Source organism: Arthrobacter dokdonellae (genome assembly GCF_003268655.1).
GTDB lineage: Bacteria > Actinomycetota > Actinomycetes > Actinomycetales > Micrococcaceae > Specibacter > Specibacter dokdonellae.
On sequence record NZ_CP029642.1, the window covers coordinates 4,146,234 to 4,165,695 of the forward strand.

Genomic DNA, 19,462 nt, shown 5'->3' on the forward strand with positions numbered 1-19,462 from the left:
GTGCCGGCCCTAAAGGACTTTGCTAAGGAATCCCTGCGTTCTGGCGTTTTGGGGGGCCGAAAAAATCTGCTCCGGCGTTCCTTCCTCGACGATCAATCCCTCGTCCATGAAAAGCACCCTGTCGGCAACTTCCCTGGCAAACCCCATTTCGTGGGTGACAACGACCATGGTCATGCCCTCATTGGCCAGGTCCTTCATGACAGCCAGCACTTCGCCAACAATTTCCGGGTCGAGTGCAGATGTTGGCTCGTCAAAGAGCATGATCTTGGGGTTCATGGCCAGAGCCCGGGCAATGGCAACCCGCTGCATTTGGCCACCCGAAAGGTTCCCGGGGAAGGCGTTCATCTTCTTTTCAAGACCCACCTTTGCCAACAGCGTCTCCGCTTTGGCGCGTGCCTCGGCCTTGCTTGTCTTGGCTACTTTGAGCGGGGCCAACATGACGTTGTCGATGACGCTGAGGTGGGGGAAGAGGTTGAAATGCTGAAAGACCATTCCGGCCTCCTGCCGGATCAGGTTAATGTCAGACTTTGAATCATCAAGCCGGTGCTTGTTGATGACGATGCTGCCGGAGGTAATCGTTTCCAGCCCGTTCATGCACCTAAGAAAGGTGCTCTTTCCCGAGCCTGAGGGGCCAATGACGCAGACCACCTCCCGTTCGCTAATATGGCAATCAATTCCCTTGAGCACATGGATAGGCCCATACTTTTTGTTTAGGTTCTCAACAAAAATCACTGATTCATTCCGTTCTAAACGCCTGCGGTCTCTGGAAGTTTGAGTGGTTCCACGTGAATACCGGTCCGTTTTTCGTAAAGGCGCCCCAACAAGGAGATTCCGTAGCAAATAACGAAGTACATTACAGCAACCACAAGGAAGGTCTTGATCGGGTCACCTGTCAGGTTGGTGACGATATTTCCGGCATGAGTGAGTTCAATCAGCCCGGTAACGGTCACCAGGGAAGAATCCTTGACAAGCCCGATGATGAAGCCGACGCCGGGTGGGACCATGATTTTCGTGGCTTGAGGGAGAATCACGTACCTCAGCTTCAGCCAGTAATTGAGGCCCAGCGCTTCTGCTGCCTCACTCTGCCCTTTGGGGACGGATTCGATGCTGCCGCGCACAATTTCAGCCACGTAGGCTGCCGCAAAGCAGGTCAGCGCTATAACGGCGGAGACAAACTTGTCCAACTCCAGGCCGGGAAACAGCAGGGGAACTCCGAAGAAGATGAAGAATATAATGACCAGGATGGGAATGCCGCGAACACAGGTGACGTAAATGGTGCTGATCCAGCGTGCGATCTTGCTTGGCGAGGTCCTGGCCACGCCAAGGATTACTCCGAAAATGATTCCCAGCACTCCGGAGACGGCGCACAGCTGAATGGTCAGCCAGGCCCCCTTGAGCAGGGGAATGACGTCTTGCCAGTCAAAGGCCCTAAACATGGGTGCCCACCGCCCATCGGAAGAGCGTTGTTTCAGCGCGCTTGGAGGCGACGGACATCAGGGCGGATACGCCGAGGTAAAGTAGGCCGCCCACAGTGAGCACCTCAATGGTCCGGTAGGTTGTGTTGCTGACAGTCATGATCGCGTTCGTCAATTCAGGGAGCGAGATGATGGATCCAATCGATGAAGCCAGGAACAGCAGAATCAACTGGTTGGTCAATGCGGGAAACACGTTCCGCGTGGCCGGGGTCAAAATGATGTAGCGGACGATCTGTACGGGTTTCATGCCAAGAGCCTTTCCAGCTTCACGCAGTCCCTTGGGAACCGATTCGAAGCCGGCACGGTAAATCTCGGCCGTATATGCCGCGTTGTTTAGCGTCAAGCCGATGAGGGCCGCCCAGATGGGGTTGAGGTTAATGCCCATCGAAGGCAGCGCGAAGTAAATCAGGTAAAGCTGTACCAGCAGGGGCGTGTTGCGGATCGCCTCGATGTAGCAGGTGCAGAGTATGCTGACGAGTTTTACCGGGCCGGATTTCCCAAGGTACAGCAATACGCCCAGTGCACTCCCGGCAGCCATGGCAATGAGCGTGATGTACAGAGCGGTCCAGAGCCCTTGGAGAAGTAGTGAACTGTACGGGAGAAGGTCTCCATAATATAGAGCCATGCGCAAAGGGTCCTATCCTGTGAATGGCAGCAGGGGTGAAGCCCCTCAGGGCGTTCACCCCTGCCGCCATGCACTTGCCGAAAGTTGTTAGTAGGCCAGGAAGGCGGGAAGCTTCAGCCCAAACCATTTCTGCAGGGAAGCCTCGTTCTGTCCGGACACTGTGTAGTTCCGGATGAAGTTGTTGAGGTAGTTGAGCCACGTCTGGTCGCCCTGCTTGACGCCAATCGAGAAGAGTGCAGGCTTGATCGGGGCGCCCTCGAGAACCTTAAACAAGGTGGGATCATCCTTGACGAGACCGCCAACGATGGCGTTGTTTTCAATGAGGGCGTCAACCTTGCCGCTCTTGAGCGCCTGGATGGAATCAGCCGTGGTGTTGAAACCCGTTATTTGCGCCTTGGGAAAGCTAGCCTTCAGGATCTGCTCGCCGACGCTGCCCCTAGAGGTTGCCACCGACTTGCCGTCGAGGTCCGCGTAGCTGTGGATTGGACTGTTGGCCGGCACCATGAAGACCGTGGAACTTGCCGCATAGGGCTCAGACATGTCCACGACTTGAGCGCGCACATCCGATGCAGTGAATGTAGCAATCACGGCGTCCGCCTTGTCAGTCTGAAGCAAGGGAATGCGGCTCTCATTCGTGGCGGCAACAAACTCAACCTTCGCACCGAGGGAGGCACCGAGGGCATTGGCGACGTCAATGTCGAAGCCTTCATGGTCCCCGGACGCATTCATCACTCCATAACCTGGCGAGTCGGAGCTGACGGCAATCTTGATCGTCTTGGACTTGAGAATCTTCGTCAGGTGGCTGTCAGCGACCGACGAGGCAGCGGAACCGGTGCCATTCGACGCACCGCTGGATGTGCAGCCGGACAAAGCGAGGGCCAACGCAACGGCCGGAACAAGTAACAACTTCGGTGTTGCTCTGAACATGGGTAATCTCCTGATTATCAATTGCTGCAATAAAGAAAATGAGTTGGGATCCAATCCCAACGATCCCCATCCGCTCACGTCACAAGGGCTAAGAATCATATAGGAACTACTAGCATCATATAGGACCTGTGATCTGCGTCAAGTTTCACTCTAAATGCAATGCCGTTTACTTAGCTTTCGGCACTTTTTTGACAGGCCATTTGGACATTTTGCGTTTGACTGCGCGTGGGACGGTGCGGTCCCGCCGGGGCGGCAGGAATTCGTGGAGAATTTCCCGGCAGAAAACGACGAAGGCTTCAGCGAGTTTGTGAGGGGGAAAAGGCCGGACGCCCGGCGAGGGATCGCCGTGCTGCCCGGATCGTGCGTGTGAAGGAGAACTTCAGAGGGTCTTCGTCAAATTCTGCGGCGACTTCGCCGATGAGGGACCGGATGGCGTAGTGCGTGCAGAGGTGGCCGTAGATTTCCTGCAGCACCCCGTCGGGTGTCTTGGACCGCAGCACCACACCGGGGCCGCGTTGGTGGGTTTTGAGCTCGCCGAAACTGGACTCGATTTCCCAGCGTTTGGCGTACAAGTCCGCCAGGTCCCCAGCGGGGGCGGTGGCCGGGTCCAGGATGGAGGTGATCAGCTGGAATCCGCTGACCTCCTCCGTGCCGTCCTCCTTCGCGGTGGTGACCTCGTACTCGATGACCCGGACCGGGATCCCGTTCGTGTCCTTGCCCCGGTCCTTGGCTGAGGGATACACGGCCGAACGATAGGAGCCGTCCCGGTAGTCTTCGTACTCCGGCAACACGCAGTTGGCCTTCATGCGCCACAACAGTGCCGCACCCGTGTCGAGGCTGTCCTTCCACGCCGTATAGGAGAAGAAGCCCCGGTCGGAGGTCAGCAGCATGTCCTTGGCCACATCCGCGATCAGTGCCGGGTACATGTCGTGTTCGGATGTGTTGTAGCTGGCGACCACCGCGGAGAAGGAGGCGTGGGTGCCGCACTCCACCAGGCCCAGCACCCTTGCCTGCGGGAAGGCGGACTTGAAGTCCGTCTTCGTCCCGGGCCGCCCATAGGCTTTCTCGTTCGCGGGGGTGTCGGCCAGGTCCAGGGTGGTCCCGTCCACGGACACCAGCCGCCAGCCCTTGTAGAACCCGGCCCCTCCCGGGGCCGCGAACGGCTGGGCGACCTCGGCGAACAGCTCCACCATCACCGCGGACCCGAGCCGGGTGCGGGCCTTGTAGATCGCCGCCTTCGTTGGCATCGTCCATTCACGGAACCGGCCGCTCAGCCATTCCATCCCGGCCAGCAGCGACCGCATGACCTCCTCATAGGGGCTGTCGGCGAACAGGGCCAGGGACATGACGTAATAGACCATCAGCCGTGAGGGCAGCAACCGGGTCCGCCGCTCCAAGGCCCCCGTGTGCTCGATCACGGCATCCACGACGTCAGCCGGGAAGACCCGCGTCAGCACGCCAATAGAAACGTGGTCAGTCAACCGTTCGGGACCCTCCGGGGTCACCCATCCACTACGCGCCATGCCGAAAGATTAACACACACGTGCTAAGTAAACGGCATTGACTCTAAATGTCACTTGCCGGGTTATTGTCGCAAGACTGAAGGATGACGGCGGTTCGCCGTCCACCGTCATCCTTGTCGATCCCAGTTGGCGCTGACCGCGCCGCTCCGGGGGGCTACGGCTGGCTGGGTGCGACTCCGTGAACGCGGTCATGGTCCTGCAAATAGCGGAAAAGTTGTCGCAGTCCATACGACCATGCTGGCAGCTCTTCGGCTGCACCCACGCGATTAACTAGCGTACCAAGGTGGCAGCTGCGGATGGTTACAACGTCGCCAATGTGGTGTGTGAACCCCTGTCCTGGTTCGTCCCGGTCCTGCGTCGGGGCGAAAAGGGTTCCGGTGAACAGCGCGAATCCGTCCGGGTACTGGTGATGCAAACCGTACGTTGCCTCAACGAGTTCTTCAAACGGCCGGCTGATCCTTGACACTGAACTGTGCCCCTCAAGCAGATAGCCGTCCGGGCCCTCCACTCGCAAAAGAATTTCCTCCTGACGCAAAGTTTCCAGGGTGAAGTAGTCATCGAACAAGCGGATGAACGGACCTAGGGCGCTAGACGCATTGTTGTCCTTCGCCTTTCCGAGCAGGAGGGCGCTCCGCCCCTCCACATCTCGCAGGTTGACATCATTTCCCAGCGTTGCACCCACCACGGCGCCCCCGGAGGTGGCCACGAGCACCAGCTCGGGTTCCGAATTGTTCCACACCGAAAACGAGGGGATGCCGATCCCTGAACCGACGCCGACTGAGGAAAGAACCGGGGCCTTGGTGAACACCTCCGGGTCTGGACCGATGCCCACTTCCAGGTACTGCGACCAGAGCCCTTCGGCGATCAGCACTTTCTTGGCCTCTGCAGCCTCGGGAGAGCCTGGCCGTATGGCAGAGATACTGCTGCCGAGAGCCTGTCCCACCAACTCGCGAATCTCCATGGCCCGGCTTGCGTCTCCGCCACAGCGCTCTTCGATGACGCGCTCGATCATGCTGTCGACAAACGTAACACCACATGCTTTGATGACTTGCAGGTCTACCGGCGCCAGAAAATGGGAACGGGCCATGTCCTGGGCCAATGATGCCTCCACGATCTCAGACGTTTTCCACCGCGGCGCGTCCATGCCGGAACGCACGTAGGCAGTCAGATCCGGATGATCCAGCAGCTCAGACACTGTGACAGCCAGGTGTTGAAGGTCAAAGACTCCTTCTTCCTGTACGGCAACCACCCGCGGACCGGCAGTTTCCACGTCCCAGACACGTCCGATGAGTAATGCCTGGGCTGCATCATCGGGCAGCACTGACCCTCCTTCGGCATTCATTTGCGCGATCATCACAGGCCCCCACCCGTTGCGGCTCGAACACTAACCTTTGGCATTCGCCATACCCCGTCCACCCGTTGCGGAACGTTCCATGGATTGGAGTCTTGTAGCGGTTCGGGCAGCCGCTCCGCCGGAAAGGACTGGTATGCCACTGGTCGGAGGAAACGGCCGATTGCAGCCGTTCCCACGGACGTGGTGGCCGACGTCGTCGCGGGGTACGGGCCGCCATGGTGCTGGGCATAACTGACGGTGACTCCCGTTGGCCATCCGTTCCAAAGCACCCGGCCGCTGATGTCCGTCAGCCTGGCGGACAGCTCGGCGACGTCGTCGCCCGGCTCAGCCTGGAGGGTGGTGGTCAGCTGCCCCTCAAGAAGCTGCGCCATTTCCGGCAGCTCCGATTCGTCGTTGTACTCCACCACCATGCTGGCGGGGCCGAACATTTCCTGGCGCAGGATGGAGGGGTCGTTGCGCACGGCCCCGGCAGTTGTTTGGAGCACCGTCGGCATCGGTGCCTCGGCAAAGTCGCCTGCGACCAGGACCTCCACCCCTCCCGTGTTGCCCAAATCCGACACAGACTCCCGGTAGCCGTCATGGAGCCGCGGGCTTAGCATCGGAGCAGGTGCAAAGTCTGCGAGCGCATTCCTGAGCACCTCTCGGACAGTATCCAACTGGCCCCCCGGAATAAATAGAAGTCCGGGTTTGGTGCAGAACTGGCCCATGCCCATGGTGAACGACGACGCGTATCCTAGGAGGATTTCGTCCCGCCGGGCATTCCAAGCCTGCGGGGTGACGAAAACAGCATTGATGCCGCCCAGTTCACCAAAGAAGGGAATGGGCTCGGCCCTAGCGGCGGCTCGGTTGAATAGTGTCCGACCGCCTGCCGTCGAGCCTGTAAATCCGATGGCCCTGACCAGAGAGTGGTCCACCAGGGCCTCCGCTGCCGGCCGGCCCGTGACGAGTGAGAACAGGCCCGACGGCGCCCCGGCGTGGTCCAGTGCGGCAGTAACAATCCCAGCCACACGCACAGCGAGATTCGGGTGTCCGTCATGGGCCTTGTGCACCACGGCGCAGCCGGCCGCAAGGGCCGAGGCGCTGTCACCACCCATGACGCTGAACGCGAATGGAAAGTTGGAGGCCCCAAAGACCGCGACGACGCCAATCGGTATGTTCAGCCGGCGCAGGTCCGGCCGGGCGCCCATGCCCCAGTCTGGTTCCTCGTGGTCAATGGTGGCGTCGAAGTGCCCGCCTCCGGTGACCTCCGCAGCCATGAGCCGCAGCTGGAAGACGGTGCGCTTCAACTCGCCGCGAAGCCGCGGCTCACCAAGGTGGGTCTCTTGATCGGCGATTTCCACCAATGCATCAGCATTGCCTTCTAGCCCAACAGCCACAGCTTCCAGCCATGACGCCCTGGTTTCGGGCTGTGCATTACGGCCCTTTTCGAAGGCTGCGTGGGCCGCCTCGACAACCGTGTTGAGCTTGTCAATTGTGGTTGTCATTGGTGCGCTCCGGCGGCGGCCACGTTTGCGCCCGTCACCGCGGCCCGGCTGCCGACTTCGAGCCACCCTGCCCCGGCTGGAAACTCCCACTTCGAGCGTGAAGCAGCGATCATTTCGGCGCCCGTGCCTGGCAGCTTCGGTGCGGCGTAGCGGCCCTTGACGATTAGTGCCGGTTCAGCGAAGTGCTCGTGGAGGTGGTCCACATACTCGATCATTCGGCCGTCTTGGGTCCCCGTGATGGCAGCGTAATCGAAGAACGAATAATGCTGGACCAGTTCACACAGGCCCACGCCACCGGCATGCGGGCATACGGGGACATCGAAGCGTGCGGCGAGAAGGAGGTTGGCGATGTTCTCGTTCACGCCGCCCACCCGGGTGGAATCCAGCTGGAGTACGTCGATGGAACCCGCCTGCAACAACTGCTTGAACACGATCCGGCTCGCAACGGCCTCCCCTGTGGCCACCCGCACGGGTGCAACGCCCCTGCGGATATCTGCGTGACCCAAAATGTCGTCGGTGCTGGTGGGCTCCTCAATCCAGTAGGGGTTAAACTCGGCGAGCTGGTTCACCCATTCAATGGCCTCCGCAACTTCCCACCGCTGATTGGCGTCAATGGCGATCGGCAGATCGCCCACAGCCTGGCGGGCCAGAGCCATCCGGCGGCGGTCATCATTGATGTCACCGCCCACCTTCAACTTAATCATGGAGAAGCCATCAGCAGCAGCTTGCTTGCTCAAGCGGACCAGCTTTTCGTCGCTGTAGCCAAGCCACCCGGGCGATGTGGTGTAGGCGGGGTACCCGTGGGCTTTGAGCGAGGCAATGCGCGCGGCCTTTCCATCGTCTCCGGCCCGCAGGATGTCCAGTGCCTGCTCCGGCGTGAGTGCGTTGCGAATGTGGGTGAAGTCGACGACATCGACAATCTCCTCTGCGGGCATCTCGCTGAGCAGTAGCCACAGCGGCTTGTTTTCACGACGGGCGCGGATGTCCCAAAGAGCACTGACCAGCGCTCCGCAGGCCATCTGGGTAACGCCCTTTTCTGGACCGAGCCATCGCAGCTGCGAATCGTGGATCAGCCGTCTGGAGGCGCCCCCGAGGTCGTAAATGAGTTCTTCAATGTCGCGCCCGACCAGCAACTTCGCGTAGCTGTCAATGGCGTTAAGAAGGATTTCATTCCCTCGCCCGCAGCTGAACACAAAGCCGTGGCCTTCGTCGCCTGCATCGGTGCGAATGACGACGTACGCAGCGGAATAGTCGGGGTCAACGTTGACCGCATCTGAGCCATCGAGGTCCAGGGATGTGGGGAAGCGTATGTCCTGTGTGTGGATATTGGTGATGGTTGCCACGGTTGTCTTCTCTCTGAGCGTTGCGATGCGGAATCGCAATTCCTATATGAATCTTCATAATCATATAGGAGATGTGACTCGGATCAAGTATTCAGGAGAATCGTGGTGCCCCGCCATCCGGCAGCGCCTCGCGCTAAGGGACGATGTGCTTCCCCGGATGCTTGCCGCCTTCCAGTGGCAAGGCGGGTCTATTGCCTTCGAAGGCCTGGGCAAATCGCATGAAGGAGTTCCTGATGTGCTCAGCCATTGCCTCCTCGGCCTTGTCAGGCTCGCAGGCGCCAATCGCTTCCACCACCTTCAGGTGCTCGGACACGGTGGTGGAACCGGCAATGTCTGCCGGGTAGAGGCGAAAGGTATGCAGGTGGGAATGAGTTTGCGCGAGAGCTTGCCGCACCACGAGGTTCCCAGCCGCCTCGAGGATGACATCGTGGAAACGGGTGTCATGGGCAACCAGGTCCTGCCGAACGTCGTCGCTGACCTCCATGGTGCGCTGGAAAGCCGCCAGATCCTCTTTCAGCGCTGCGGCCGGGTTCGCAAGGCGTTCAACGGCCGCGGACCGTGCCGCCCAAGGCTCCACCAGAAGCCGGAATTCAAAGAGGGAGCGCAATCCAGCTAGGTCCAGGAGGGGCGTAGTGCTGTACCCACGTCCAGAAGTGTAGACCACCAGATTGTCACCTTCCAGCCTCTGGAGGACTTCCCTGACCGGTGTCTGGGAGACGCCCAAGTTGCGCGCAACCGCATCGATGTTGATTCGCGTGCCGGGTTCAATTTCACCTCTAATGATCGTGGCGCGCATGGCAGCGTAGACATCGCTCACAGCTGCCTTGCCTTTGGAAGTATCGGACGATTGATGTAGGGGCACGCGTTTACCTCTTTGAATCGGGCGGTCTAGATTGATGTGGGAATCATAGGCTACCTGCGTCGAGGTGGCAGGATGGGGATACGATCACAAACTCTTTGGTGTACCTGCTGGCATTTTTGTCATCGGGCCGTCCTAAAGTCCAAAACGCGAAGGCTACTTAGCGGAAGTAGCAAGGGAGCGCCGTACGGTATTAAGAGTGCATGCCAATGCCGAACTGATCCATAACCAAGAAGCACTCCATGCCCAGTGCCGCGGCCACGCCCGTACACCAACGTCGACTCCGGCTCTCTCTCTTTTTGCGTCAGTCACGTTTCCACCATCCAGTCATGGCTCAAATTGTTGACGCCGCATGTATGTCCGCAGCTTCACGCCGCATGTATGTCCGCAGCTTCACGCCGCATGTATGTCCGCAGCTTCACACGTCTGGCATCCAAGGTCCTGCCCGCGGCGGGAACTGTCGCGGGCAGTCATGGAGTTTCCGGCCGAGATTCCCATGAAGATGCATGTCTACGCAAAAGTGTCGGGAATGCCTGGGCGCCTTTGAACCGGGCCGGCCAACCCAGTTGTACTGTTCACCGTCGTGCTCCCGGGCCAGCCGCGACCGGAGGCGGGCCGAGAAGCGTCGCGCCACCAGTCGGGCAACACGGCAAACCCTGGTCGCCGTCGAACGCGCCAACGCCCAGGAAAGGCTGCTCCAAGCAGAAACCGACTACCAGCGGCAGCTCAAAAGGGAATCCTCCTCGGCGGAGGACAAGTTCCACCACGCCGTCCTCGAACGCGACAAGACCATCGACCAGCAGCTCACCCAGCTGCACCATCTGGCCGCCGTCAACGTGGACCTCTGCGGCGAACTCGCCGAGGCGAAGGCACAAACCACCGAGCTGCGCCTGGAAGTCGCCCGCATCCTTCACGCCCAAAACGCCGACGCCCAGGACCTCATGCGGCTGGCGGCACGCCTCCTGCAGCTCACGGACCACCTCGGCATCCCGCTCGACCGGCCCACCGCGGACATCTACCGCCGCCGCGGCTGGCCCACCACCATGCCAGCCCGCGCGCGATGACCGTCTCCATCGCCCGCCTCACCGCCCACGCAGGCGTGAAGTACCTGCTGAAAACCACCATGCGCGACGACGTCCCGCTCACCCCGGGCGACGCCACAGGCTACTACATGAAGGCAGGCACTCCCCCGGGCCGCTGGATCGGCAAAGGACTCGAAGGCATCAACCGCCAACCCATGGACCAGGTGACCAACGCCGACGCCACTTCCATCTTCAGCAACGCCGAACACCCGGACACCCACCAGCCGCTCGGCCGCCCCCATGGCCAAACCACCGTCGCGCACCGCAACGGCGAGGAAATCAAGCGCGCCGCCGTTGCCGGCTTTGACCTGACTTTCAGCGTCCCCAAGTCCGTGTCCGTTATCTGGGCGCTCGCCCCCAAGGACATCCAGAAGCTAATCCTCGAAGCCCATCACGACGCCGTCAATGAAGTCCTCGAATGGCTCGAAGCCCAAGCCATCCACACCAGGACCGGCCGCGGCGGCGTCGCCCACGTCGGGGCCAAGGGCGCCGTGGCCGCGGCCTTTGACCATTGGGAATCCCGCGCCCGCGACCCCCAGCTCCACACGCACGTGGTCATCGCCAACCGGGTCCAGCGGGCCACAGACGGCGCCTGGTCCAGCCTGGATTCACGCACACTCTACAAGGCCACCATCTCCGCCAGCGTTCACTACAACGGCCTCCTCTTCGACCGCCTCCAGGAACGCCTCGGCGCGATCCCCGGCTTTCGCCCGCCCGCCAGCCGCGAGCGAAACCCGCGCCACGAGCTGGTCGGCGTCGACGACAAGCTGATACAGGAATTCTCCAGCCGCTCCCACCTCATCAATGAAGAAACGAACAGGCTCGTCCAGGCCTGGGAGAAGACCCACGACAGCCCACCGACCAGAACCACCGTGACCAAGTTCCGCCAGCAGGCCACGCTGTCCACCCGCCAGGCCAAGGACAAGGACCCCACTCCCCTCAGCGAGCTCGCCGCCGACTGGCGGGTCCGCGCCCAAAAGTTAGGATTCGAACCGGCCACGGTCATCCGCCACACCATCAACCGCTCCCACGAACGCCCCGTCACCTCGGCCGACCTCACCGAGCCATGGGTCGCCGCCGCAGCCGCAGCCGCCCGCGAGGAAGTGGCCGGGCGCCGCGCCACCTGGAACCGGTGGAACCTGCTCGCCGAGGCGGAGCGCGTCTGCGCCGAAATCCGCTGCGCCTCACCCGCCGATCGCCGCCACATGATCGACGCCGTCGCCACCGCCGCCGAATCCCAGTGCGTCGCGCTCAACCCCTACCGCTACACGGTCCCCGTGGACGCCGGCAGCGACGTCGCCTTCGCCGGCCACGCCGTCTTCGAGTTCCCCGGCGCCCGCCTCTACACGGACGCCGGCATCCTCGCCAACGAGCAGCTGGTCATGAACACCAGGAACGACGACGGCGCCCCCGCCATCGCGCCCCACCTCGCCGACACGTTCCTCACCAACGCGGGGCTGGCGGTGGACCGGACAGAACTGGCGCCGGACCAACTTGCCGCGGTACACGAGGTGCTGTCCAGTGGCAGGTTCCTCGACGCCGTCGTCGGTCCCGCAGGGTCAGGCAAGACCACCACCATGGCGGCCATCCGCGACGGCTGGGAACAGGCTTACGGTGCGGGAAGCGTCGTCGGACTCGCCCCAGCAGCAGCAAGCGCAGATGTGCTGGGCCGGATGCTGGGGCTGACAGCGGAGAATGTGTCCAAGTGGCTGTACGAGTCTGTCGGGCAGGGTGCGGCAGGGCGGGCGGAGCGGTTCCGGGACCTGGAAGCGTCCCGTTCCGGTACATCGTGGCAGCGGCTGCGAAGGTCACAGCGGATGGCGGACTTGGCGATGCGGCAGGAGCAGTGGAGTTTTCGGCGCAACCAGCTGGTGATTGTGGATGAGGCGTCGATGGTTTCCACGGTGCAGCTGGCGGGGCTGGTGCATCAGGCACGTGATGCCGGGGCCAAGATTGTCATGGTTGGTGATCCTGCCCAGCTAGATGCGATCGACGCCGGAGGGATTCTGGGGTGGCTGGACCGGCAAGGCCAAGCGATCCAGTTGACCAGCGTGCGGCGGTTCCGCCACGAGTGGGAGGGGCCGGCGTCGCTCCTGTTGCGGGCGGGCAACTTCAAGGGGGTGCAGCCGTACGAGGCGCATGGACGCCTTCATCACGGCGACTACATGGAGATGATCGACCAGGCGTACGGGCGGTGGATCGAGGACGCTCATGCCGGCCGGGCCTCCATTCTGATCGCACCGGACAACGACACCGTCACAGACCTCAACGAGCGCGCCCACGCGGAGCTGGTGGACCAGGGACTTGTTGACGCGCGGCGGGTGGTGCGTCTGAGTGACGGGCTCAGCGCCGGCTGCGGGGACACGGTGATCGCCCGCAAGAACGACCGGCGACTCACAGACCAATCCGGGGATTTCATCCGCAACGGCACGCTTATCAAACTCAGCGCGAAGCCGGGACGTGACGGGTCGATTGTGGGCCGGCGCCTCGATACCGGCGTGGGCATCAAGCTCACCAGCGAATACCTGGCCGAGTCGGTGGAGCTGGGATATGCGACGACGGCGCACCGCTCCCAGGGCGTCACCGTGGACACCAGCCACACCCTCCTCACGCAAGGCTGCCTGACGCGTGAGCTGTTCTATGTGGGCATGACCCGTGGCAGGGAAGCCAACACCGCCTACATCTGCGAAACGAATCCCGCCCCCGACGAGGAACTGCACGACGCCGACAAGTCGACATGGCTTGAAATCATCGGCGAAGTCCTTGCCGCGCAGGGTGTCGAGCGGACAGCGCACGAAGTGGGCGATGAGGAAAGGGAAAGCGCCAATACCCTCCATCAGCTTGCCGCCGAATACGACTACCTCGCCCAAATCGCCGCAGCCGAGGACCTGGAGAATTCTCTCGAACGTGTTTTGCCGGGCATCGCCGGAATTCTGGAACACTCGCCTTCATGGGGTGCAGGAGTCGCCGCCTGGCGGCGCGCCACGGTCGCCGAGCCGCGCGTGGCGGCTACAACCCTGGCACAAGCCATCCGGCGCCGCGGTGACGCGAAGGATCTGATGGCCGTCATCCACGCTCGTCTCCGAGCAATCGGTGACCGCAATTCAGACGGTATTGACGGATGGCTTTATGAGACTGTCCCCATCGAGCGCGCCGACCTGTCGGCCATGGTCGACCAAGTACGTGAGCTTGCAAACGGCAGGATTCAACAGCTGAGGTTGAAGGCGCTTTCCGGCACAGAGTCTTGGGTCCGGCAAGTGACGGAGGCACTCCCGGAATCCACCCCCGTCGCGGATCGCATACGTTTGGTGGAAGGCATCGCCGTGTACCGTGACCGCTGGCTGGTCGGCGACGCTCAGGATCCATTGGGCCCTCCCCCGGCCGACTACGAATGGGACCGTGGCCGGGACCGCCGGCGCCTCGAAGCCGAAATCACCGCGATCGAGAACGGCAACCGCGATGGGGACGGTCCGACAGCCCCGGCAGTTTCAGTTGAAACCGGCCTTACCAATGTCGGATGGGAAATTTAGAATGAAGGCGGGAGGGAAAGCCCATGGATAACAACCCAATGGTCAAGCCGCACATCGCCACCACCCCGATGGTGGTGACGACCACCATCCTTGCCGTCATCCTCGTTTGCGTCGTATCCATCATCGTTTTGGCATGGCCTCCGAAAGTCGGCGCCTGGGTCTCCCTGGCAATCGTCATTGTTGGAGGCGCGTTCCTTACGTGGCGATGGTCCGCGCTCATCCACAAGAAAACTGGATGGCAACAGTTCGCCGACAGGCAGTGGGAGTTCCTGACCCGAACGCAAAATGAGCACAGCACGACGGCGGTCATAACGGTCCTCGGATTTCAAGAAGTCCAACCAACCGGCTCATGGGCAACCATCCGATGGGAAAAGTTCGGATATGTTCAGACTGCCTGGATCGAGCCCTGCCTGTTTTCAATCTGGCCAGAAACGGTCCTGCTCATCCGGCCCGATCCAAATCAAATTCAGGTCGGAGCACCATGGCCTGCGACGTACCACCTACGGTCGATTGATTGTCTGGCCGTCGCCCCTGCGCTCTCCGCCTCATGATCAGGGCCAAAGCTACGGGAGCCGAAGCCCGGAGGGCGTTTCAGGGCAGACAGGTGGCTTCGCCGCACAAATGACGTAGCCTGAGCAGACCAGTCGAGTCGGCCCGGCGGAGGATCATGGAACACCAAAATGCGACAATCCCTCCTTTAGGTTTCCGAAACTGGCCAACGTCAGGTGTGCAATCCCTTGCGTATCGATTCGCGCCAGAAGAAAGCCGCACGGGCATCTATGTGCTGACCTTCTCCGACGGGTACCGCTATGTCGGCCAAAGCCTGAACGTTGTCAATCGATTTGCGTCCCATCGCCGGCGATGGGACGACATTACCCACATCGCATTTCGCGCATTCATGCCGGACGAGCTCAATGCCCGAGAGCGGGAGGCACTTGCCGCCATTGAACGCCAAGGCCACAACGTGCGCAATCTCGATCTGGCCGGCCACCCTGGCGGCGACAGCCTCCTTGACGTTGTCATGGAGGAGGAAGCCCAAGCCGAATGGCTGGATTCCTTAACGCCGGAACCCACGGACGCGCCGAGGTACCTTGGCGCGACGCGGCGAATGACGGGCCTCCAGAAGTTCCATGAACTCATGGCCCGACCGGACGCTGAAGGCCTGGTCACTGCGGCCGCAACTTACATCGGCTTAGCCATCCCGTGGCCCAGCCAGACGGAGGGCCGATTCTGGACGGCGACGGCCATCTCGACGTCCGGACGGAGACCGAACTGGCGCCGCCTCATCACCATCAGCGCCCAAAATGCAGAGGTTTCGGTCATAGGAGAGACCACCACCGATTCCGGGTGCGAAGTCGCAGGATTTCTCAACATTGACAAGGGCGCAACCGGCATTGACCGCTGGCTGCAACGCCATGGCATCGACGCGGTCGTCGATCACCGACCACATAAACGTCTAATGTGCTCGAGCCGAGTATTGGCCTTCGTCTAAACACTCAGTTGCGGATAGCACTATTTGGTACTGGTGGTCTACGCAGTCATTCACTGGGTGAAGGTGGCATCGACAACTGCCAGACACGCACGAACTCATCGGCGACGAGGGGCCAGACCAGCCGGATGCCATCCTCCACCGACTCGACTTCATGAGCCAAAGGTTCAAAGACAACGAAATCATGGGGAATGATTCGTCCAGCTCTATCGCGCCGACCCAATGGGTCTGGGAATCGTAGGGCGACCTTTCCACTTAAGCGGCGGCAGACCTCACTTTCATCCCACAGTTCCGAGAAGGAGTCATCGTAAGCCCGGAGCGGCTCCTCGCACCCTCCATCACGGAGAAAGCGGAAGCCCCAGATCAGGCCACGCGTGGCCCAGATGAAAGTCATCTGCGACTCCTGAGGAGGACATGCTCCTCCTCTCCCTTGTCCAAGTCCATTCGGAACCTGGTCAACGTGGCCGTCATGTAGTCGTGTTTGGATATGGCCGCGGAGTTTACCTCCCGAAGCTTGTCCCCGGCCATCTTGACTGCTTCGTCTAAGAGATTGGGGCCTACAGCAGCCATGATGGCAGCAATTGGGCCAGGCAGCTTGACCTTACGCCCAATAAGTATTGCGGCAAGAGCCACGGCACCGCCTAGAAGATTTTGTGCCACCTTCCCAGGGAGTTGCTTCGCCTGCGCCCACCGTACGTGTCGTTCGAATGGCAACATGGCGGTGATAGGCAGAATCAATTCCAGACCAACCCTCTTGGCCACCTCGATCTTGTCGGTCCCGAACTTCGCTGACGAAAGGAGAACAAAGTCTTCACCAACGGACAAAGCGTCGTTCGCTTCTACCAGCCCGGCGAGCACTTCGCGCAATTCGTTAATGTCATCACCGGACTTTTCAATGAGGAGGTCCCTGAAATTGAATACGTCCAGGTTAGGCAGCAGATCGGACTTTGAAAGAGCCATGATCCATATTCGCGGGAACTCAATAAGCGGCTTGCCGTCATCCAATAGTTCATCCTTGAGTGACAGGAATCCATTGCGAAAATTGGCCATCAGCGACTTCAGATACCGCTCCTCCTTACCAGCGTTGTCCAGCAACCGCTGACCATCCACGAGCAAAAGAGCGACATCAGAAGCCAACAATGACTTAAACGTGTCAATCTTTCGCGTGGCCTCGCCTAGACCACTCACGTCCTCCTCGAACCACTCCCCCGGGTAATCGTGCCAAACGAGGCGCAAGGCATCGAAGGGCCTAGCCTTAATCGCCTTCCCTTCTACCCCATCCTTCAGCCTGACGGAGAAAGAGTAGGAAGTCGCGGAAAAACGGGTGGGCGAAGGAAGACGAGCTGAATCCCTCATTCCAAGATAGTTTCGGTGGAGCCTATTACCTTGACCAATCTCATCTGCCACCACATGGAACAGACTTTTCTGGAGATACTGAGGTTCCTGCGTTGCCCCATAGAACGAAGAGATCATGACAGTTTTGCCGCTGCCGCTCTCGCCAAAAACTGCAATATGCTGCTCGAGTGCCCTGTTAACCTGCATATGGGAAGCCTACACAACGGAATGCTCCCCATAGGCCGAACCACCATAGGGGGCTTCTGCTCGTGTACGTCAAATACGATCCCAAGTTCGGCCATGTTCGAGACTCTCCCATCGGAGTGCTGCCTTGGGCCTCATGAAGACTCTCGTAAAATTTGCCGGCAGCCAAGACAGCACTAATCAGAAGCGAAGCCGCGCAGATAATTCCCAATTATGGATCTGAGAAGAGTTTCACGTGCCACCGACTATCACTCCCTCAAGTCTAACGATGGCAAACTATCCACGATCCGGTTCGTCTCAAGGCTCACCGTGACGATCCGTCCGATCAGGTCGATGATGTAGCGCGGCTGGCCGTGCTCGCGGGACCAGTCGTTGGGGTCGTTGACGATCCCGGAGGCCTTGTCCGTCTTGACTTGATAGCGCTCCACAATCCAATCAATCGCCGAGCGCGCGCCCAACATGTATCGCTGAGCGTCCTCCGGGATACCCTCCAGGGTCACGTGCGCGTTGTAGACAATTCTCGATTTGTCCCAGGCTCCTGCCTTGCCGCCGTACTTCATCTTCTTCACCGCGTACTTCGCATACTCGTCAGCCGCGGGTACGACGGCGGTTTCCACCTCTGTGAGCGCGTATGGTTCTTGCTGTTCGTAGCCAATGTGCAGGGCGGACAGCTCCAGGCCCGCCTGCGCGAAAGCCATGAACTTCTCTGCACCCGGCATCATAGGGATGCGCGGCAGCATCTTCTTTAAGTCCGCCGCGAATTCGCTGCGGTACTCGGGTGAGTGGAGCAGACCATAGACGTAGAAAAAGACGTCGTCCTTGCTGACCGTGGCACCGTAAGCGGCGCGGTAGTTCGCCAGTGTCGCATCGGTGACGTTGTCCACCCGCTCCGGGGTCGCCGGCGCACCCGCAGCAGAGAACAAGTCGTCACCGGACGTCGGGGTCATGTAAGTGTAACGAGGGAAGAACTGGCCAGTGTCCAGCATGTGGAGGTCAGGTAGGGCGTTGACCATGACCGCTTCAAAAGTCGGATAATGGGACGCAGGCGACGTTATGTAGATGCCGTAGTTTTCGCTTTTGGCCGTTGGGAAGATCGTTTCCAGTTGGTAGACCATGTCGTTGAGTTGGCGGCTGAAGTGAACCTTCTGTTTGTTGAAGGGACGGTACGCAGCGGTGCGGTAGCCGGCGTCCTGGACAGCGTATTTCGTGGCACGTTTGAGTTGGACCTTGTCGGCACGGTTCCAGCTCAATCTGGTGGCGTCCGTGTTAATGAACCCGTCTACACCGGCACCGTGGCCGTGGGCGGCGTAGCGATCCACTTCGCCGTTGTAGAAGGCGACCATGGATTCCACGTTGTGGCTGAGGTTGACGGCGGAGGAGTTGTAAATCCACGCATCTCGGGCTGTGGCCAACCCTCGGCAATAGTTGGCGAAAATGCCGGTTCCGCTTCCCTTGTCGCCGATCGGCGTGAAGGATTCAAACACGTCGTTGCGTTGGTTGATCCAGTCACCTTCGGCGTTGGGGGTGATGGTGGTCCAGTCGAGGGTGCCAATGCTGGCGGCGTCTACGAGCGCGAGTTTTTCGTTGCGGTCAAGATAGTCGCCAATGTCCTTGTAGTGCAGCGCGGCACCGCGGGTCGGCCCAGGTTTCTTCACAAGGATCAGGACGGCCACCGTGTTGCGGCTGCCCGAATCGAAAATCTTGCCGCCCTCCTTGCGGCTTTGCTCTCCTGCCGTGCGCTGGTTGCCACGGAGGTTGTAGACGTAAATGTCGTGGAACTCGCCCACGAGGGTCTTGCGCAGGCCGTCGGCGGTGTTGCCGTCGATGTAGCCACCGTTGGAGACGTAGGCGACCACGCCGCCGTCGGACGAGGCAATGATCCGGTTTGACGCCCAGCGGATGGCCCGGATGTAGGAGTCGTACAGCGAGTTTTTGTTGGTCGCCGTCGACCGTTCTGCGTAAGTGGAGCGGATGGACTCATCCAGCGTGGGATATTTCAGGTTGGCGTTGTTGTCGTTGCCGCTGGACTGGCCCACCGAGTAGGGCGGGTTGCCGATGATGACGCGGATGTCGAGCTTGTTTTGGGCGACCAGCCGGTCATTGTTGGAGGTGAAGACGCGCTCGTCGAGGGTGTCGCCGTCTTCCGACATTTGGAAGGTGTCCGTAAGCACCATTCCGTCGAATGGGATGTAGCCGGTTTCGACAGGCTCAACCACCGGGTTCGGCTCGACG

At 60.6% G+C, this 19,462-nt stretch carries 16 protein-coding genes; 4 read left to right on the plus strand and 12 right to left on the minus strand.

Annotation, left to right across the window (positions count from 1 at the left end):
* Nucleotides 1–9: 9 nt before the first annotated feature.
* From DMB86_RS18475 to DMB86_RS18515, 9 genes are all read right to left on the minus strand, one after another.
* Entirely contained in the window at nt 10–732 is a 723-nt protein-coding gene (locus DMB86_RS18475) for an amino acid ABC transporter ATP-binding protein (protein ID WP_113719065.1), read from the minus strand.
* A gap of 14 nt (nt 733–746) precedes the next feature.
* Complete coding sequence (locus DMB86_RS18480; protein WP_113719066.1) at nt 747–1,436, minus strand: amino acid ABC transporter permease; 690 nt, start codon at nt 1,434–1,436, stop codon at nt 747–749.
* Nucleotides 1,429–2,013, minus strand: coding sequence for an amino acid ABC transporter permease (locus tag DMB86_RS18485; RefSeq protein ID WP_236783347.1), 585 nt, complete (start codon nt 2,011–2,013; stop codon nt 1,429–1,431). The genes DMB86_RS18480 and DMB86_RS18485 overlap by 8 nt, the downstream gene beginning before the upstream one ends.
* A 174-nt stretch (nt 2,014–2,187) precedes the next feature.
* Nucleotides 2,188–3,027, minus strand: a complete 840-nt coding sequence (locus DMB86_RS18490) for a transporter substrate-binding domain-containing protein (protein ID WP_171814559.1) — start codon at nt 3,025–3,027, stop codon at nt 2,188–2,190.
* 296 nt (nt 3,028–3,323) lie between these two features.
* Complete coding sequence (locus tag DMB86_RS18495) at nt 3,324–4,550, minus strand: IS4 family transposase (RefSeq protein ID WP_113719069.1); 1,227 nt, start codon at nt 4,548–4,550, stop codon at nt 3,324–3,326.
* 154 nt (nt 4,551–4,704) lie between these two features.
* On the minus strand, nt 4,705–5,892 hold the full coding sequence (locus tag DMB86_RS18500; protein WP_113719696.1) for a fumarylacetoacetate hydrolase family protein: 1,188 nt from the start codon (nt 5,890–5,892) through the stop codon (nt 4,705–4,707).
* An 11-nt stretch (nt 5,893–5,903) separates the two neighbouring features.
* Nucleotides 5,904–7,388: an aldehyde dehydrogenase (NADP(+)) gene (locus DMB86_RS18505; RefSeq protein WP_113719070.1), complete on the minus strand. Its 1,485-nt coding sequence runs from the start codon at nt 7,386–7,388 to the stop codon at nt 5,904–5,906.
* Nucleotides 7,385–8,731 (minus strand): enolase C-terminal domain-like protein, encoded by a 1,347-nt coding sequence (locus DMB86_RS18510; RefSeq protein ID WP_113719071.1) that lies wholly within the window; start codon nt 8,729–8,731, stop codon nt 7,385–7,387. The genes DMB86_RS18505 and DMB86_RS18510 overlap by 4 nt, the downstream gene beginning before the upstream one ends.
* 133 nt (nt 8,732–8,864) lie before the next feature.
* On the minus strand, nt 8,865–9,527 hold the full coding sequence (locus tag DMB86_RS18515; protein WP_236783388.1) for a GntR family transcriptional regulator: 663 nt from the start codon (nt 9,525–9,527) through the stop codon (nt 8,865–8,867).
* Between the two features lie 569 nt (nt 9,528–10,096).
* Between DMB86_RS18515 and DMB86_RS18520 the strand changes: the two genes are divergently transcribed.
* From DMB86_RS18520 to DMB86_RS18535, 4 genes are all read left to right on the plus strand, one after another.
* Nucleotides 10,097–10,654 (plus strand): hypothetical protein, encoded by a 558-nt coding sequence (locus DMB86_RS18520; protein WP_129545592.1) that lies wholly within the window; start codon nt 10,097–10,099, stop codon nt 10,652–10,654.
* Nucleotides 10,651–14,202, plus strand: coding sequence for a MobF family relaxase (mobF, locus tag DMB86_RS18525; RefSeq protein WP_113719074.1), 3,552 nt, complete (start codon nt 10,651–10,653; stop codon nt 14,200–14,202). Before DMB86_RS18520 ends, mobF begins: the two co-directional genes overlap by 4 nt.
* A gap of 23 nt (nt 14,203–14,225) precedes the next feature.
* Nucleotides 14,226–14,753, plus strand: a complete 528-nt coding sequence (locus tag DMB86_RS18530; protein ID WP_129545593.1) for a hypothetical protein — start codon at nt 14,226–14,228, stop codon at nt 14,751–14,753.
* A gap of 116 nt (nt 14,754–14,869) precedes the next feature.
* Nucleotides 14,870–15,694 (plus strand): GIY-YIG nuclease family protein, encoded by an 825-nt coding sequence (locus DMB86_RS18535; RefSeq protein WP_129545594.1) that lies wholly within the window; start codon nt 14,870–14,872, stop codon nt 15,692–15,694.
* A 46-nt stretch (nt 15,695–15,740) separates the two neighbouring features.
* Here the strand turns inward: DMB86_RS18535 and DMB86_RS18540 are convergent, their stop codons facing one another.
* The 3 genes from DMB86_RS18540 to DMB86_RS21225 all read right to left on the minus strand — a co-directional run bounded on the left by DMB86_RS18540 (nt 15,741) and on the right by DMB86_RS21225 (nt 19,446).
* The gene (locus DMB86_RS18540; protein ID WP_113719077.1) at nt 15,741–16,085 is read right to left on the minus strand and encodes a hypothetical protein; all 345 of its coding nucleotides are present in this window, start codon (nt 16,083–16,085) and stop codon (nt 15,741–15,743) included.
* On the minus strand, nt 16,082–17,233 hold the full coding sequence (locus tag DMB86_RS18545) for a TRAFAC clade GTPase domain-containing protein (protein ID WP_113719078.1): 1,152 nt from the start codon (nt 17,231–17,233) through the stop codon (nt 16,082–16,084). The genes DMB86_RS18540 and DMB86_RS18545 overlap by 4 nt, the downstream gene beginning before the upstream one ends.
* Nucleotides 17,234–17,478: 245 nt before the next feature.
* Nucleotides 17,479–19,446 (minus strand): type ISP restriction/modification enzyme, encoded by a 1,968-nt coding sequence (locus DMB86_RS21225; protein ID WP_227878497.1) that lies wholly within the window; start codon nt 19,444–19,446, stop codon nt 17,479–17,481.
* Nucleotides 19,447–19,462: the final 16 nt, after the last annotated feature.

Coding starts and splice junctions, on each gene's coding strand:
- DMB86_RS18480 (WP_113719066.1), bottom strand. CDS start 1,436: ATGTTTAGGGCCTTTGACTGGCAAGACGTCATTCCCCTGCTCAAGGGG.
- DMB86_RS18485 (WP_236783347.1), bottom strand. CDS start 2,013: ATGGCTGCCGGGAGTGCACTGGGCGTATTGCTGTACCTTGGGAAATCC.
- DMB86_RS18490 (WP_171814559.1), bottom strand. CDS start 3,027: ATGTTCAGAGCAACACCGAAGTTGTTACTTGTTCCGGCCGTTGCGTTG.
- DMB86_RS18495 (WP_113719069.1), bottom strand. CDS start 4,550: ATGGCGCGTAGTGGATGGGTGACCCCGGAGGGTCCCGAACGGTTGACT.
- DMB86_RS18500 (WP_113719696.1), bottom strand. CDS start 5,892: ATGAATGCCGAAGGAGGGTCAGTGCTGCCCGATGATGCAGCCCAGGCA.
- DMB86_RS18505 (WP_113719070.1), bottom strand. CDS start 7,388: ATGACAACCACAATTGACAAGCTCAACACGGTTGTCGAGGCGGCCCAC.
- DMB86_RS18515 (WP_236783388.1), bottom strand. CDS start 9,527: ATGCGCGCCACGATCATTAGAGGTGAAATTGAACCCGGCACGCGAATC.
- DMB86_RS18520 (WP_129545592.1), top strand. CDS start 10,097: ATGTCTACGCAAAAGTGTCGGGAATGCCTGGGCGCCTTTGAACCGGGC.
- mobF (WP_113719074.1), top strand. CDS start 10,651: ATGACCGTCTCCATCGCCCGCCTCACCGCCCACGCAGGCGTGAAGTAC.
- DMB86_RS18530 (WP_129545593.1), top strand. CDS start 14,226: ATGGATAACAACCCAATGGTCAAGCCGCACATCGCCACCACCCCGATG.
- DMB86_RS18535 (WP_129545594.1), top strand. CDS start 14,870: ATGGAACACCAAAATGCGACAATCCCTCCTTTAGGTTTCCGAAACTGG.
- DMB86_RS18540 (WP_113719077.1), bottom strand. CDS start 16,085: ATGACTTTCATCTGGGCCACGCGTGGCCTGATCTGGGGCTTCCGCTTT.
- DMB86_RS18545 (WP_113719078.1), bottom strand. CDS start 17,233: ATGCAGGTTAACAGGGCACTCGAGCAGCATATTGCAGTTTTTGGCGAG.